This is a genomic window from Colwellia sp. BRX10-1, from assembly GCF_014077545.1.
Lineage (GTDB): Bacteria > Pseudomonadota > Gammaproteobacteria > Enterobacterales > Alteromonadaceae > Colwellia_A.
In genome coordinates, this window is sequence record NZ_JACGWC010000007.1 from 138,889 (window position 1) to 156,516 (window position 17,628).

Genomic DNA, 17,628 nt, shown 5'->3' on the forward strand with positions numbered 1-17,628 from the left:
CGGAATTTAATGACATTAGCAATAGCTAGTTGTCATGATCCTTCCGTACCTCCCTCAAAATTTTTTGAGGTTATTATTTTTTCTTATTTACGAAATATCTTTGTTCCTTTACTCATAGCGATGCCTGTATTTGCGCAAGTAGAAGACGTGTCAACTGACGATATAGAAGTCATTGAAGTTGTTAATGATCAGTCATTTAATACACCTAATTATCAAGTATTACATCGCGAAAGCTTTATATACTCATCGCAAACGCTTGCCGATATTTTACAGTCGATAAATGGCATTCAAATTCGCCAAATAAGTGGCATTGGTAATCCTGTCTCTGTTTCAATTAGAGGGTCGAGTAGTAAGCAGGTCCAACTTTATATTGATGGTCAACTGATTAACGATAGCCAATTTGGTGGTTTTGATTTAAACCAGATACCCACAGAACAAATTGAAAGTATTGAAATCAGTAAAAATCAAGCGATTGGTACCGGCGCTACCCCTATAGGTGGTGTTATTCGCATTAACACTTACAACCCCACTGAAGACTCCAGTAAATTAACCTTGGCCACCGGCTCATTTGGCTATCAAGAAGTTAATGCGCTTTATAATAAAGCATTTAAAACTCACAGTCTGTCTTTTGGTGGTCATTATATTAACAGTGACAACGATTACGATTTTATCGTTCCAGCGGGCTTTAGTAGTAGTGATACGTCTGACAGACAAGCATTAAGAAATAATGAGTTTACAAAAAAGTCTTTTTTTATAAACGACATATTCCAATTTAATCAACATCAGATCAGGGTCAATGTACAATATAACGATCAAGAAAAAGCCCTGCCTAATTACCAAAACAACTCCCCTGAAAACAATTCGACGTTAAACTCTGACAACTTACGCTATAGCTATCAACATCAATGGTTAAGCAAATCCCCTTGGCTAAATTCAATTGAATTTGAAGCCTACGCTGAAAATAAAGATGAGCGTTATATTTCAAGTCCCGACTCGATAAAACTTGATATCAATGATTATGAAACAACAAAAAAACATATCGGTTTTAAACCTTACCTTACATGGAACGAGTTTAATCTAGTGCCATTTGTCAGTTTTATTAAACAAAATTTCAGCTCTGTTAGCGAACACAACGGAAAACCAACACAATGTAATGGTATAGCGTCATGTGATATTTCAGCAAAACAAGAACAACTCAACATAGGCTCTCGCATTGAGTGGCAACCCGAGTCACTCCCCATAGAAGTGTATGCATTGTTGAGTAACCTACAAGAGAAAAATTCAAACATAGCGATTAATCAATCCAGTGCAGCTAAGTTTGTAGCCAATGATAATTATCAAACAACTGAAGTCGGGTTAAGCTTTAAGCAAGGTAATTTAAAAGTTACCAGTAACTTAAGTAATGGTGTGAGAACACCGACATTGTACGAATTATTTGGTGATAGAGGCTCCTTTAAAGGCAACGATAATTTATTGCCAGAGGAAGCAAAAACACTCTCAATGGGTGGGCAGTACCTTTACAAAAGTCTGTCTATATCTTCATCTATTTACCAACAAAAATTAGAAAATTCAATTGTCGCCATTTTTAACTCAAGTAATGTCGGTAGCTATAGAAATGTCAGTAATGCAGACTTGTTAGGTATTGAAATTCAAACAAATTATCAATTATTAACACAATTATCTTTCGCACTACAAGCCAATATTATAGATAGTGAAACCACATCAAAATTTGTCGCATTTAATAAGAAGAAACTACCTGGTATATATCATCAACAGTACAGTGTAGCGTTGAAATACAAGGTAAATTCCGCATGGAACATGTCATTTAAAGTAAGTAAAGATAAAGACTTGTACTTCAATCTCATTAACAGAATTCAAAATAATAACGGTCATGTAGGTAATGGTAATCCAGCCAACCGCACCGTATCAGATTTTTCAGTCAACTGGAAAAAAGGCAAACATAGAATATCTTTTGCCGCCAATAATTTATTTAACGATAAATACCAAGATCTTGCGAATAGAACATCGCAGGGTCGCAGCTTAAAAATAAAATACACAATTAAGGGATTTTAAATGTTAACTAGCTTTAAAAAACACATATTACCATTAAGTTTAGTACTGAGCACTGTTGCTCTTGCAGGCTGTGGCGGAAGTTCAAAAAGTAATGTCGCACCAATAGTTACCGGCGCAAGTAGCCCAACGATAGAAGAAAACACAACATCAGTTGGCACCTATAATGCTACTGATGCCGATGGAGACGCTATCGTACTTTCACTTACGGGTAATTCAAGTGGTTTATTTAGCATTACACAAAGTGGTGAATTAAGCTTTATAGATGCTCCTGATTTTGACAGCGGTGAAGTCGGTCCATTTGCTGTCACAATTGTTGCAACGGATGACAGTAAAAAGAACTTAACAGGTGAATTGGCTATTCAAGTGAGTGTCGGTGATGTGAAAGACACACCATCATTCGCGGTTGTTCAAACAGTTGCACCTGATTTTTCAGGCTCTGAAGTTGTGACCTTAGACCCAATTACAGAGCAAGTCACCAAAGGCTATTATATTAAAGATGCCTCTGACTATACTGTTCGTAGCTATAATAAAGACGTTTTTCACATTGGCCGTTATAACATTGATTCTATCTCAAAATATAATGCTGATGCCCTTGATACAGAAGTTTGGTCATATACAACCCAAGATACCGGTGATTCAAATACTCGTAATCCCTATGACTTAGTGTCAGTCAATGAAAGCAAAGCTTATCTTTTACGTTACGGTTCAGACAAAGTTTGGATTGTTAATCCTCAGGCAACACAATTTGAAGATTTCAAATTGGGTCAATTAGATCTATCTAGCTACATCGCTGATAACAATAGTAATGGCACACCAAACCCTGCCTCAGCGACAATTGCTGACGGTAAACTGTTTATTGCTATGCAACGTTTATCTGACTCTTTTTCACCAAACACAGCTTATGTAGCCGTTTTTGATACCGCGACAGACCAAGAGATTGAAACAAATACCGATGCAAATGATAATCTTAAAGGTATTCCGCTTCAAGGCTTAAACCCACTGAGTCATAGCATAGTGAGTCAAGGAGATACGGTATATGTTACAACACGTAACTCATATAGCAGTACTGACTTAACCATGAGTCGCATCGAAGCGATAGCGACAAGTGATTATAACTTGACCAGTGTTTTGTCTGCTGCAGATATTGAAAATAATACCGGTGCTTTTATTGGTTCAAGCGTTGTCGTATCCGAAACAAAAGGCTATTTTGTTGCCAGTGAAACATTTTTTACGCCAAGTTATTATGAGCTTTCAACGGTTTATACCTTCAATCCAACAACGGGTGTTATTGCTAATGAAAAGGTAGCGGCTACGGGTACTGAACAAATTAGCTATATTGCTTTAGATGCTGCAAACTTTCTTTGGCTTAGCGTAAGCAATCCAGAGAAGCCAGGCGTTGATGTTATAAATACTGAAACTAACCTTAAAGCATTTCCAAGACTTGCAACAGAATTAAACCCATCTGCCATTGCCTTTATTGAATAAGATTCGCTTAAAGGTAAGACATTAAGAAGTAATTTGATTTAGGGCACATATTTATGTGCCCTTTTTTATTTTTACTCAGTGCTATATTAAGTGTTAGTTAACGCACAATATTAACGGGTTTAATTGCATTCACCCGTATGACTACGAGAACGACCTTATTTAACGTTATATCAAGTGTCTCTTGCTGTTAACCTGCCAATAACCTGTTGAACCTTATAATACAGTCATAGCAATCACGTCTGCAGAACTAATGCAGTAGCGAAACTCAGCAGGTATTTTTTGTTGTATCACTGTGCCATTTAAGATGAATAACCTGCGGTGCTATTAATCGGTAGCTCGATGAATATGAAAAGTGTAATTTATCAAGGCCTGGTCGTGTAAGACAGCATAGTGGACTTAAATTAAGGTCAGTAATAAGCATTACTTTCCCTGCTAATTACCATGGCAGGGGCTGCGCAAAATTATCATTAGCTTAGCCTTTAATTTACTGAGCTGATAGATAAATCATCAATCAGCTCAGTAAATTGAACCGCTATCTTTGCTGATCAATTTTTTCACACATATCTGCAACACCACTTAACATTCTGGTACTGAATCTATGTAATAAATCTGCATCAACGTGAATAAACTTATTGTTTTTCACCGCGGGTATTTCTGGCCATTTTTGCCAGTCAATAATGGGTTGTGGTTTATCGGAGTTTTCATCCGGTAAAATCATTAAGTGCGGCTGGGCAACAATAACGTTTTCCGTGCTTATCTTTGGATAAGGCGTCGGGTTATCCTTAAAAACGTTCACTCCCTGGCACACTTCAATTAACTGATTTATCCAGGTTGTGCCATTAATGGTCATCATTGGCTCTGACCACAGTTGATAAAAAACGGGGATGGCTTGCTTAGTTTTATTATCGAGCCGTAATTTTTTTAAACGTTGTTCATAAGCTAACGCGACACTTTCTGCTTGCTGTTGATGTCCGGTTAAACCGCCAAAATAACGTAATTCAGTGGCAACATCTGCAATATCTACTGGATTACTAAAAACAATTTTTAGTCCTAAGCGTTTCATTTTATCAATGTCACTTTGCGAGTTGCCTGACTTCCAAACAATAACTAAATCAGGATTCAATGCCAATAATTTTTCTATTTGCATGCCGTGATAGCTGCCAACACGCGGAATATCTAGCGCCGCTTTAGGGTAATCGGAATAGGCAACCGCACCGACTATTTTATCGCCAGCACCAATATCAAATAACATTTCAACAATATGTGGCGCTAAGGCAACGATGCGCTTTGCCGATTGCTCAGCAAAACTTTTACTGGGTATGACTATCAGCAATAAGCTTATTACGGCGAAGGATATAAATCTTTTTGTCATTTTATTAAGCCTTTTACTTTTTAAGAGGCGCTTTTCAAGCACTAGGGTGTGGTCGTTTTGCTGTTGTTAATAATATCTTCAATCGCTGATATTTTTAGGTATTGCTGGCAAACATTAGCCAAACGTTCAAGCTGTTGCTCTCGGTGTTCATCAAGATTAATCGTCCGCTGGATGTCATTGTTACTGTCTAACCAGTCAACTAATAATTGTGTCGCAGCCCCTTCATCAAAAATACCATGTAGGTAAGTACCCGCTATTTGATTATCATTTGAAACACAACCATCGCTGGTCTGATTGTCACTTTTATTGAACAACAGAGGCACAGGCGTTTTATTATCAATAGCCGTCATGGTAGAAACACCACAATGAATTTCATAACCTTTAACCTGACAACTTTTACTGCCCAAGGTCATAGTGGCAGAGACTTGTGCTAATTTTTTTGCTGCGGTTAATTCAGTGGTAAGTTCGAGTAAACCTAAACCCGTTATCGCCTCAATCGTTGACTCAATACCTTCAGGATCGCTGATAGTTTGCCCAAGCATTTGATAGCCACCGCAAATACCAAACACTTTACCGCCGTAGCGCAAATGACGTTCTATATCGCTTTGCCAATCTTGTTCTTTAAGAAATTGTAGATCAAAAATAACATTTTTACTGCCGGGTAAAATCACTAAGTCACAATTGTTTATCCGCTCGCCCATTTTGACATAACGTAAATTTATTTCAGGGTTTAAACGTAACGTATCAAAGTCGGTATGGTTACTTATGTGCGGTAATAACGGTACAACAATATTTATTTTGGCTTGTTCAACCTTGTTTTCAATCGCAACGGCATCTTCGGCGTCAAGTGCTAAGTCGTGTAAATAAGGTAATACCCCTAATACTGGCTTACCCGTTTTCTCTTCTAACCAATCAAGTCCAGACGTTAATAAGTTAATGTCTCCACGAAAGCGATTAATTATAAAACCTTTCACGCGGTTTTGCTCTGAAGGTGATAATAGCTCGAGTGTCCCCACTAAGTGAGCAAAAACACCACCCCGGTCGATATCAGCAACGAGGATCACAGGACAATCTACCGCTTCGGCATAGCCCATATTAGCAATATCATTAGCGCGTAAATTTATCTCTGCGGGGCTACCTGCCCCTTCAACCATTAGCAGCTGAAACTCTTTCGCTAAACGGTGATGTGATTCGAGGACAGCGTCCATCGCTACTTTTTTATAGTCGTGGTAGCTGGTCGCCTCCATATTTGATATGGCTCGACCATGAACAATCACTTGTGCCCCCGTATCACTATTGGGTTTAAGTAATATCGGATTAAAATCAACACGTGGTGCAATCTTTGCGGCCACTGCTTGTAGTGCTTGCGCCCGACCAATTTCACCACCATCACTAGTAACAGCACTATTTAAAGCCATATTTTGTGGCTTAAACGGTGCTACTTTATAACCTAAATTTACAAATACTCGGCATAAACCAGCCACCAAGGTACTCTTTCCAGCGTCAGAGGTGGTGCCCTGCACCATTAATGTTTTCATTAATTTTGTTGTTCCGATATTTTACTTATCAACGCGTCACTTTTTAATGTTAGTGGTAATCCAGCGATAACAAAATCGACTTGCTTGGCTAATGTAGCTAGTTCTTGATGCAGCCAACCTGCTTGGTCGACAAATTGTCGCGACAGCTCGCCCATAGGCACAATGCCATGCCCGACCTCATTACTAACAAAAATAAGTTTTTTTGATTGATAGGCGTTGGTATCGCTAATAAATAGCGTTATAAATTCGATAAACAGTGACTTTTGCTGGCGATAAAACTCGCTATCTTGATGGCATAAACAATTACTTAACCAAAGTGTTAAGCAATCAACCAGCACACAATCACTGCTTTGTAATGCTTGTTGAAGTGCCTCAGCTAAATACAACGGCGATTCAAGCAGTTGCCAATGTTGAGGACGTTCGCCTTGATGCTGTAAAATACGTGCGCTCATTTCCTCATCATGGGCTTGCGCCGTAGCGAGATAACATATCGTTAGCCCTGCTGATTCAGCCTGTTTGGCAATATTTTCGGCGAGGCTCGACTTTCCTGAGCGTGCTCCGCCTAAAATTAGATGAAGTGTATTAGCATCACTAATTTTCATAGGCCTGCCTCCGTCAAAAATGTTGTCGCTGGAGATGCTAAGACCAGTAAAATAGTATAAACCGCCACTTCTAAAATTTGTTGCGCAGCTCCTAAACAATCACCAGTAAAACCACCTAATTGACGATTAAACCAAAATATTAATAAAAGACGCATTAGCCATAAGCCCCCTATTAGTACTAAACAATGCACGGCTGGTAATAAGCTAAACATCACCACCGCTGCGGTAATTAATAAGATTAACAAGCCTTTTAGAGATAAATGCTGCGCTAAAGGTTTAACTTTTGATTGTGCATCTTCGCTGACATAAGCCATGCTAAAGATTAAACTGGTACTGACGGCTCGGCTTAAGGTATGCGCTATAATCAATGCCACAAAAAGTGCTAATAAAGGATTGCTGCTATGGCTACTTAATAACACTAAACTCTGATATTTGATCATTAAAATGAAAAATAAGCTGGCTGCGCCATAAGTCCCTAAACGGCTATCTTTCATAATGTTTAGCTTTTGTTCAACGGTCCAACCACCACCAAAGCCATCCCAAACATCAGCCCAACCATCTTCGTGAAAAGCGCCGGTAAGCAATAAGCTCGCCGCCATAGAAATAAGTACCGCTAAAGAAATGGGTAAAAAGCTCGCCAACAACACTAAAATAGAGGCGGTGATCACACCAATAAACAAACCAATTAAGGCAAAATATCGGCTCGCTTGATGAAGCATTTCAGGTTTTACCACCTCAGGTAAACGCACCGGTATACGAGTAAAAAAACTTAAAGCGAGTAACAACAAATAGTATTGTTGTTGGCATTGTTGCCAGCGTGATTGCTTAGTCATTTAATCTTCAGCTTTGTTAGTGTTAGCACCAGTAACATCGGTCACTTGCGCCTGAGTAAAGCTTGCCATATCATTATAAAAAGCCACAGCCGCCTGAATTAATGGCAGTGCTAATGCAGCGCCTGTGCCTTCCCCTAAGCGTAAACCTAAATTTAATAGCGGCTTAACCTGCAAATGGCTAAGCATTTTTTGATGACCTTGCTCACCCGAGCAATGGGCAAAAATCATATAATCTTTAACATTTTTATTAATACTGATAGCGAGCATAGCGGCGGCAGTACAAATAAAACCGTCAACAACAACAAGCATTTCTTGTTCGGCCGCCGCTAACATAGCTGCGGTAATTTGTACGATTTCAAAACCACCTAAAGACGCTAAAATTTCTTTAGGGCTGTTGATACTTCCTTGATGAAGCACTAATGCTTGCTCAATGACCTGTTGTTTGATTTTTACTATTTCATCACTAACGCCAGTACCTCGTCCAACACATTCACTGGCTGGAATACCCATAACAGCGGCCATAATAGCTGCGGCAGAAGTGGTGTTACCAATTCCCATTTCACCAAAAGCGATTAAGTTACAGCCTTTTTCATGAACTGATTTGACCAAAGCAGTCGCTTTTTCAAAACCGAGTTCAACTTGCGCTAGACTCATCGCTGGTGCGATATTTAATGGTGCGGTGATATTGCCTAAACGTTGATTGATAACGCCTGAACAATTATCAATTGGCGATAAAATACCCGCATCTACCACACTTAACTGCCAACCAAGCTGCTTACAAAAGACATTAATCGCCGCGCCACCGCTGGCAAAATTAGCCACCATTTGTGAGGTCACTTCACTCGGTGCAATAGAAACACCTTGCGCTGCGACACCGTGATCACCGGCAAATATGAATAAACTAGGATGTTTAATACTCAATGATTGTTGGTCAGTATTTACTATTGATAACTGCACAGCGGCAATAATTTTAGCGGTATCTTCTAGTTGGCCTAATGCACCGAGTGGTTTAGTTTTTCCATCGATAGTCGACTGGATCTGTTGATTAAACACATCAGTTACTTTTTTAATAGCAAAGTTCATCAATAGCTCCTTTAAGCTTTATTTTTGCGAAAGTACAACAAGGATAAAAAGAATAAGCTCCCCAAAGCAGAAGTGATAACACCTACGGGTAGCTCTTGGTTTTCTAGTACAACTCTCGATAATACATCCACCCAAATCATAAAAATACCACCGACTAAAGCCGTTAACATAATGCCAAAAACAGTGCCTTGAGAAACAAAAAATCGTACAATATGGGGTATCATCAAGCCAACAAAGCCTATACCGCCGCACAAAGAGACTAACGTTGCGGTGATCAGTGAACTCAGTACCAACATCACTAAGCGAAAGCGGTTAACATTAATACCTAAGGTTGTAGCACTTTCATCGCCTAACAACATTGCATTCAGTTGGCGTCGATACGCTAACATCATAATGACACAGCTAATAATAACGACCGCGGGAAACCATAAAATTGACCATTGCGCACGTGAAAAACTGCCCATAGTCCAAAATAATATCGCCGTAACCGCTTGTGGATCGGTATGATAAAGTAACAAGCTAGTAAACGAGCTGAACAAAAACGATAACGCTACACCAGCCAATAGCATAGATTCAACTTGTTGACTTTGCCGACGACCAGAGATCATTAGCAACATTAGCATCGCCACTAAACTGCCCGCAAAAGCCGCGACAGGTGTTACAACAGAAATAGTGCTGCCCAATAAAACAATAGATATAACGACTCCTAAAGAAGCCCCTGAAGAAATACCAAAAAGATAAGGGTCGGCTAATGGATTTCGCGTTACCGTTTGTAAAATCAGCCCAGAAACCGCTAAGCCACAACCCGCTAAAAAAGCTAAAATAGCGCGCGGCATACGTAATTCCCAAATAATACGCTCATAAAAAATCACCTCGCTCGCGTCTTTATCTGTGGATAAACTAGCCAGTAGACTCGAAGTAACATCGCTAAAACTAATATCTGCTGCACCTAAAGATAACGACGCAATAAAGCTGATAACACCGAAAGCTAAGGTCAGAAAAATAATCCCCGAATGATTGACCTTAAACATGAGGTAACGCTCTACTTTCTGCCGTTTTTTCTTGAGTATCGTAGCCATAGAAATAAGAAATATGAGGAACCTTATGTTGTGGATGAAGAGAAACTTGCGCGCAGACACCAAATACATTTGATAACATTTCAGAGGTGATCACCGCTTGTGGTGACCCTTGCTTAACCAGTTTACCTTTATCTAACACCAGCAGTTGATCGCACATCGCACTGGCAAGGTTTAAATCATGAAAAGACGCAATAACCGTGATGCCTAGCGATTTAGCTAATTCAATAACCTGAATTTGATAGCGAACATCAAGATGACTGGTTGGCTCGTCCATAATAAGTAAGCTGGGCGTTTGCACGATAGCACGAGCTATAAGTGCGCGTTGTTTTTCTCCACCGGATAAATGTTCAAAATTTTGTAAGTTTTTATCCACTAAGCCAACCTGCTTAATAGCACGGTCTATCTTGAGTCGGTCGCTGGCTTGATCACGGGTAAATAGACCTTTGTGTGGCAGTAAACCCAGCGCAACAACGTCATGAACAGTTAAGTTAAAATGGGTGGGTGTTTCTTGTAAAACTACAGCGATATCTTGCGCATATTGATAGGCGTCATACTTTTTCCAAATATCTTTTTGATTAAATTCCACCAAACCAGAATCAGGTTTTACGTAACGATATAAGCAGCGAAGTAAGCTAGACTTTCCGGCACCATTAGGCCCTAAAATACCAGTAAAACTGCCTTTTTTAATGGTGAAAGAAATATCATCTAAAATAAGTTGGCTGTCGGCATGCCAAGAAAGATGCTGCACTGAAAGCAATGCGGTATTAGCGGTATTTATTGATGAGGATTGATCCTGGCTACTATTCAAAAATTGCTACTCACATACTATTGACACTTAAGGAGCATCAAACAGAGCACAATCAATCTCTTAGTATATGAAAACTCAAGAGTCGACAATACAATGTTCGAGTAAACCCGCTCGACTTTGTTGGTTTTGCCTGTCATTTTGATAGGCAAATGACTCTAAATTAATGGGTATCCTGACTTAAGCTTTATGGTTATTAAATACCACTAAAAGGCTTTTACAGTTGCGGGTACAGTTGCGGTTTTTCACCACATTCCCACATTAAAAATGAGTTATATAATTTTGTTTGGAGATTATCGTCTGCTCACTAAAAATAGCAAGGTTTAATTGCCAATAACACCGAATTCATTGACTTATCGAGGTAACTTATCACCACACTATTTTTGGCCAATCAACGCCACTATCATCAGTATAAATATTAACTTTAACTAGCCCCGCATAAGGAATATCAATATGACTCATGTGAACCGTGCCCGGCATAGGCAAATTAAGTACACGCGCAATTAAGTGTTTGATAACACCACCATGCGCAACCACCAAGGTATTTCCTTCGGGTGCGTCTGCAAGCCATTCTTGCCACCAAGTATCGACACGCTTGACAAAATCAGCCATAGCTTCACCATTAGGCACAGTATGCTGCCAAGGGTTTTGCCAAAAATCACCCAGTGAAGGCTGCACAGCACTGGCTTTTATCTGCCACAAGGCTTGATAGGTTTTTCCATCCCAATCACCAAAATTCATTTCTTTAAGGTTATCGCTTAATTGGAGATTAATGCTGTATTTTAATGAGTATGCTTTGGCAAACACCTGACAACGTTGCAAAGGTGAACTGATACAAAAGGATATCTCTGGTAATTTTTGGCTAACGTCCCACAGCTGTTGCAAGCCATTTTCAGAAAGTGCGACATCTGTTTTACCGGCTAAAATACCCGGTGTAGCAATTTCACCATGGCGTAATAAATATAAAGTCCGCTGTAGCAAAGCATTACCTCTTAATATATATAGTGTAAAAAAGCATAGCGTAACCTTAAATTCAATATTGCGTAAGTACTATGACAAATAGCCGTGCACTTATAAGCGACAGCATGCGCGTCAATGTTGTTCACTTTAGCAAAATGAGCACTTAACTACCTCGCCATTTAGCCTCACGTTTACGGAAAAAACGCACGTTTTAATCCCTCATTTCCATCATAATAGGACCCTAGATTTAAAGGTAAAATACCTGCTAATTCGTTTTGTTCTTTTGATACTGTTGAAAACCAAGGCGGTCCGGGGGCTTCTCTCTTAATGCTTTAATGTAATAGCAAAAAGTGCCTAAATTCATCTATAAAAAAGCCGCTCAGTTTATCTGAACGGCTTGGCTAATTTAAATATGTTTAACTTTACTATTTAATTAGAAACTATAACGAGCAGTCAGTGTAATTCTACGTGGAGCTTGGTAGTTTACGGGTGTCGTATAGTTAGGGTTAGGCAGTCTCGATGAAGCCGAGCCTACGTCACCTGTTTCATTGTATTCAGTGACTTCTTGAAAGTTAAAGGCATTTCTAACATTGACTTTCACGGTTAAGCCATCAACATATTCCGGCTTATACGTTAAACCTAGATCAACATTTTTAACCCATGGAGTACGGCCTTGATCGCCACGATTACCTAATACACCACCACAGTAAAACGATGAAGCACCGTAATTAGCTAAACCGCCAGCATCAACACCTAACTCATCTCTAAGTTCGTCAAGTGGGATAAAACCAACACAGTTTCTTGGACGACCAGATTGTAAACTGAAATTAACAGATACTGAAATCTCATCATTAACTTGGTATGCACCAAAAGCTTTAAAGGTGTGACGACGATCATTGGGTAAAGCACCATAGGCACCATGCTGAAATAATGCATTATCAATGTCTTGTGTTAAACCTGCATCCTCTTGCTCTAGAGTCGAGTTAACATAACCTTCTGAGTTACCTTCACTTTTAGCTAAAGTATAAGAGCCCTGCAAGAACCAACCGTCAGCAAAAGGCTTCTCGAAAGTGAATTCTAAAGCTTTATAAGTACGTTTGTATTTTTCTAGGCCGAAGTATTCTTCAGGAACACTTTCTACCTCGTAATTACCGTCATTGTTAAGATCCAGCGCAATAGAAAAATCATTACCTGGGTTCATCATCATACAGCCAGCCATTGATTTATAATCGAAATCATTATAACCATTGTCTGTTGCATAATCGATAAATGGCTGATGAGAACAGTAATCATCCATGCCATCTTTAACTTCACGGTAAATAGCCTTGGCACCTAAAATCCAGTCATCAACCTGCTGTTGATAGCCAAGAATAAATTCATCTTGATGCATAGGTTTTAAGTTTGTTGCCGCTACGGTTCTTGAATCAGGCGCTTTCTCATCACCGTTAGAGTTTCTTGTACCAATAGCGTCGCCCACTTTATCAGGAGCAGCAGTGATTGGATTTTCATCAGCACTGTCTACATAAAAGTACTCTTCATAGCTCCATTCAGTACCTGCAGCACGAATATTTGTATTAGCCGCGATTGGCATAAAGTAACGCCCGGCAGTACCGAAAAGTTTTTTGTTACCATCGCCATCCATATCCCAAGAGAAGCCCAAACGCGGCGCCAATTCACTGTCAGATTTAACAAATGAATCGCCATCACCGTTGCGGTTTTCAAAGCCTTCTGAACGCAAACCTAAGTATACCATCCACTCATCAGTAACTTGCCAAGTGTCTTCTATATAAAATGCTGTGTTTTCAACTTCATAAGAAGCAGAACCCGTATTACTTTCTCTATGGCGAATATATTCTTCACCTGCTGTTACAAAAGCACCATTAACACTTTGTCCGCCTGCTCCGTCAACATCTTGAGCTACATGCCAGCGCCAGTATTCGCCACCTGTAAAGGTAGTGCCACGTTTAGTCGAGGTAAATTTCTCTTGGTCATAACCGACACGAAGTGTATGTTCACCTAGAATCCATTCTGCGCCTAAACGTAAAGAGTCGCGTTCATCAGTATCAGAAGCGATCCCAGCTTCAGGCACAGTACTTTGGCCTTGAGCAATACCCCAACAACCAATGCTTTGTGAACTTGAAGGTGTTTCACGGCGATCGAATACTAACTCACATTCAGCGCCAGGGCCGATATCAGGGTTACGCGTTTCTAGTTCATTGGTCATGTTGCCCCAAAGAACACTTACTGAGAAATCATCAGTTAAAAATCCGGTATAGTTAACGATAGTAACATCACCACCTTTGGTGATCTCATAAGGGTCAGCAGCTTCACCATGAGTCCCAGTGTAATACATACCTTCAGGGTTACTGTATGAGGTAAATTCTTGTGTTTCTTCATTATCGATGTAAGTCATCTCTAATAAATGGTCGTCTGAGATATTCCAATCAAGCTTTAACAAGTACATTGGTGAGTCGTCTTTCATTGTCTCACTTGTTTGTTTGCCAAAGGTATTGCTTTCATCATCTTGGCCTTCAAATAAGCCAAAAAAGAATAGTTTATCTTCAACAATAGCGCCTGATGCATAGGCATTATAGGATAAAGAGTCAAATTCATTAGCTGAGCGGAATGAAGAATAACGGTTAGAGTATTCTAAATCAGGATCGCGAGAAGTAACATCTTTGCCATCTTCTCTAAAACTTGCTGGCGTAGATTCAATTGAGCCACCAAATTTCCATTCATTTGAACCACGTTTAGTTACTAAACTAACAACGCCACCTAATGAACGACCGTATTCTGCGCCATAACCACCAGTGCGAACTTGTTGCTGTGAAACAGCATCATAAGGAAGGTCAGCAAAAGAGGTGAAGTTACGAATATTAGTAACATCGAAACCATTAATAAAATAACCATTTTCAGCAATTGACGAACCACCAAAAGAGGCAGTATTACCATTTCCTAAACCAGAATCACCTGCTGTTGCTCCAGGAGCTAACAAAGCAACTGATGTCAAATCTCTTGCTACCGGTAATAAGTCTATTTGCTCAGCAGTAAAGACTGAAGTCGATTCTACCGATGTGGTATCGATACTAACTAAAGAATTACCCACAATAGAGATAATTTCAGAAACTTCTGTAAAATCAACATTACTGCCCTTACCAATAGCGACTAAGATGTTTCGAGTATCTACACCATTGTCGACAGTATATTTGCCTGTCGGCAACTTAGAAAAGTTAAAACGGCCATCTTCACCAACAACAACAACGCGTTTAAAACCTGTCGCTGGGTTCTTAATTGTTACACTTTTACCCTGAATGGCTTTACCGTAAATAGAGCCACTAACATTATCGGCAAAAGTCATCGGAGACGCAGCTAAACATGCCCCAACTGCGATAGCAGCTAACGAGCGATTAAAGCTTCGCTTTATATTTGAATTTTTCATTATTATTTTAATCTCCATTATTTATGTATTTATCTATTTATTTTAAATAAACAAAATTTCCGTGAATTGTTACAAAAAAGTAACAACCAAAAACATTCTCACCTGAAATAGTTTATTTTACAAGATGAATACGAAGGATGCTGTATTATAACAATTGAGTATAGGGTGATGATAAAAATGAGTTTAATTGGCATACTTAAAACAACCATTACTTTTTATTGTTTTTATCAAGTAAAAACAATAAAACACAAAAGCAATTAAAAACAATAAGATAGACAATTAAATGTCGTTTATTTATATATTAAATCTAATGATAGTTGAAAAATATCATTAGATTTAATATGAAATCTCTCTCTTATAAAAGTGAATAATAAAGTAATAATTACTTTTACTGTATCATTATCTTTGCATTAAAAGTAAGATCTTCGTACTTATAGCCAGATAAATGGCTGTAACAAAAATAAAACAAAAAAGTAACAAAATGTGTGTAAATAGTATTTTTAGCTATATTTAATGACAAAATGGCTTTAGCATTAAATATTATTAATGGCTATAAACTGAAAAATGAATGGATCTAACTAATGAGTGCTTTAATTGTTAGTTCAGATAAACGGGCATTGTGCATCACTTGCTGGGGTAGGTAAGTTATTATTGCTTTCGCTATCTAGGTGTTCAAAACCCAGAAGTTATAGACACTGATTCGCTAATTATTGACTAAGAATATTATTTAGCTTAGCATCCGCCAGTCTCTGTTTGTAAATTGAAGAATGCAGTAAAAATGAAAAACATTTGGCTTGGCTTTTTAATAGTACTATCGATTGCCTTGCAATCGTTTGTTGCTGTGGCTAATTCAGACAACAATCATCAGCTTGACGCTCAACATTTGCAAACTGAACATTCTCATGAAGTTGACAATCAAGCGCGACTTAATGCAACCTCTGATACTGAGCATAACGTCAAAGACTGTCATCATTGTGGGCACTGTCAAGGTTCACACAGCCAATGGTTTTTATCAAAAAAATCAACTTCGACTGTCACTAAGCTATTAATTCCCAATCAATATTTTTATCTTATCGATATCAACATCAACTTTATAGAACAACTTATACGCCCCCCCATCGCTTAATTTAATTTTATAACAATTTTTCGCAACAAGTTTACTTAACACTAAATATTGAATTTAGTGTTGTTGCAACGTTTACCTTTAAATTAAGAGATAACAATGATCAACACCAATAAAAAGCCAAAGCCACTAAACCTACTGAGTGTTTTATTTTATGGTTTAACCACCTTAGCTATTCCTGCTCTTGCTGTCGAAATAACCGAAGACACGCACAAAGCAGGGGTTAGCTTTACCACGGCACAATTAACACTAGCAAATATTAAAGTATCGATGCTAACACCCAAGATTTTTGCACGACGTGTTTATGCCCCAGGAGAAATAAAAGCGAATGGTTACACCAGTTATATCGTCTCACCACGCACAGAGTCAGTGGTCATAAGTCGTCATGCGACCTTAGGTGAACATGTTGAAAAAGACCAACCATTAGTCACGTTATTTAGTGAATCTGTTGCTGCAGCACAAGCTAATTATCGGGTAACGTATAGTGAATGGCAACGGGCAAAAAAATTAACTAAGGGTACGTTAAGCGAGAGTCTTTTACTAAAAAGTGAAACTGATTACATCGCCGCTTTTAGCCGTTTGACCGCATTTGGGCTAACAAAAAACGCTATTGAAGATATTGTTAAAAACAATTCATCAAACTTAGGTGAATATACTTTAGTAGCGCAGCGCGCAGGAGCGGTATTAAGTGATGATTTTTCACAAGGACAGCGAGTCACACCCGGTGAACAAATTATGATTTTGGCTAACGAAGAAAGCTTATGGGTAGAGGCGCGTGTTTCACCCAACAAAAAACTAAACTTACCCGCGGGGACAAGGGCTGAAATAGAGTTTGCTGGCCAAACTTATCATGCCTTGGTTATTCAAGAAGCCCATACAATCGACCCAACAACCCGTACTAGAATTGTTAGGCTGTCTGTTGAAAATAAAGATGATTCATTACACTCAGGGATGTTTGTAGATGTTAACTTTCAATTTGACACGCAAACTGCCGTAATCGCAGTGCCCGAAACAGCGTTAATGCGTGGGGCTGATGGCGATTGGACTGTCTTTGTTGAAGACCATCCGGGTGAATTTGAGGCTGTTGAAGTTGAATTAGGTCAGCCTTTAGGCAATTACCGTCAAATCATCGGTATTGCCGCCAACACAAGAGTGGTTACCCAAGGTGCCTTTTTTGTGGCTTCAGAAATAGCGAAAAGTGGATTTGATCCACACGGCCACTAATGAGGAATAACA

General features: G+C 39.0%; 13 protein-coding genes and 1 riboswitch. Of the genes, 4 read left to right on the forward strand and 9 right to left on the reverse strand.

Annotated elements, in window-relative coordinates; all coding sequences use genetic code 11:
* Positions 1–9: 9 nt before the first annotated feature.
* Positions 10–2,073, forward strand: coding sequence for a TonB-dependent siderophore receptor (locus H4J75_RS08480; protein ID WP_259366339.1), 2,064 nt, complete (start codon positions 10–12; stop codon positions 2,071–2,073).
* Entirely contained in the window at positions 2,074–3,558 is a 1,485-nt protein-coding gene (locus H4J75_RS08485) for a cadherin repeat domain-containing protein (protein WP_182221868.1), read from the forward strand.
* Between the two features lie 532 nt (positions 3,559–4,090).
* On the opposite strand, the gene H4J75_RS08490 is transcribed toward H4J75_RS08485, so the two are convergent.
* The 9 genes from H4J75_RS08490 to H4J75_RS08530 form a co-directional block, all read right to left on the reverse strand.
* A complete protein-coding gene (locus tag H4J75_RS08490; protein WP_070375906.1) occupies positions 4,091–4,930 on the reverse strand; it encodes a cobalamin-binding protein in 840 nt (279 codons plus the stop codon).
* Between the two features lie 41 nt (positions 4,931–4,971).
* The gene (locus H4J75_RS08495) at positions 4,972–6,468 is read right to left on the reverse strand and encodes a cobyric acid synthase (protein ID WP_182221869.1); all 1,497 of its coding nucleotides are present in this window, start codon (positions 6,466–6,468) and stop codon (positions 4,972–4,974) included.
* On the reverse strand, positions 6,468–7,070 hold the full coding sequence (gene cobU, locus H4J75_RS08500) for a bifunctional adenosylcobinamide kinase/adenosylcobinamide-phosphate guanylyltransferase (RefSeq protein ID WP_182221870.1): 603 nt from the start codon (positions 7,068–7,070) through the stop codon (positions 6,468–6,470). The genes H4J75_RS08495 and cobU overlap by 1 nt, the downstream gene beginning before the upstream one ends.
* A complete protein-coding gene (locus H4J75_RS08505) occupies positions 7,067–7,903 on the reverse strand; it encodes an adenosylcobinamide-GDP ribazoletransferase (protein WP_182221871.1) in 837 nt (278 codons plus the stop codon). Before H4J75_RS08505 ends, cobU begins: the two co-directional genes overlap by 4 nt.
* On the reverse strand, positions 7,904–8,986 hold the full coding sequence (gene cobT / locus H4J75_RS08510; RefSeq protein WP_182221872.1) for a nicotinate-nucleotide--dimethylbenzimidazole phosphoribosyltransferase: 1,083 nt from the start codon (positions 8,984–8,986) through the stop codon (positions 7,904–7,906).
* Positions 8,987–8,997: 11 nt separating this feature from the next.
* Positions 8,998–10,017 carry an iron ABC transporter permease gene (locus tag H4J75_RS08515; RefSeq protein ID WP_182221873.1) on the reverse strand — a complete coding sequence of 340 codons (1,020 nt, stop codon included), beginning with the start codon at positions 10,015–10,017 and terminating at the stop codon, positions 8,998–9,000.
* Entirely contained in the window at positions 10,010–10,873 is an 864-nt protein-coding gene (locus tag H4J75_RS08520) for an ABC transporter ATP-binding protein (RefSeq protein ID WP_220465270.1), read from the reverse strand. Before H4J75_RS08520 ends, H4J75_RS08515 begins: the two co-directional genes overlap by 8 nt.
* Before the next feature lie 144 nt (positions 10,874–11,017).
* Positions 11,018–11,167: riboswitch (cobalamin riboswitch) on the reverse strand.
* Positions 11,168–11,239: 72 nt separating this feature from the next.
* The gene (locus H4J75_RS08525; protein WP_182221874.1) at positions 11,240–11,851 is read right to left on the reverse strand and encodes a histidine phosphatase family protein; all 612 of its coding nucleotides are present in this window, start codon (positions 11,849–11,851) and stop codon (positions 11,240–11,242) included.
* 412 nt (positions 11,852–12,263) lie between these two features.
* Positions 12,264–15,269 carry a TonB-dependent receptor gene (locus H4J75_RS08530; RefSeq protein WP_182221875.1) on the reverse strand — a complete coding sequence of 1,002 codons (3,006 nt, stop codon included), beginning with the start codon at positions 15,267–15,269 and terminating at the stop codon, positions 12,264–12,266.
* Between the two features lie 778 nt (positions 15,270–16,047).
* On the opposite strand from H4J75_RS08530, the gene H4J75_RS08535 reads away from it, so the two are divergent.
* Positions 16,048–16,395, forward strand: a complete 348-nt coding sequence (locus tag H4J75_RS08535) for a DUF2946 domain-containing protein (protein ID WP_182221876.1) — start codon at positions 16,048–16,050, stop codon at positions 16,393–16,395.
* Positions 16,396–16,491: 96 nt separating this feature from the next.
* Positions 16,492–17,616 (forward strand): efflux RND transporter periplasmic adaptor subunit, encoded by a 1,125-nt coding sequence (locus tag H4J75_RS08540; RefSeq protein ID WP_182216618.1) that lies wholly within the window; start codon positions 16,492–16,494, stop codon positions 17,614–17,616.
* Positions 17,617–17,628: the final 12 nt, after the last annotated feature.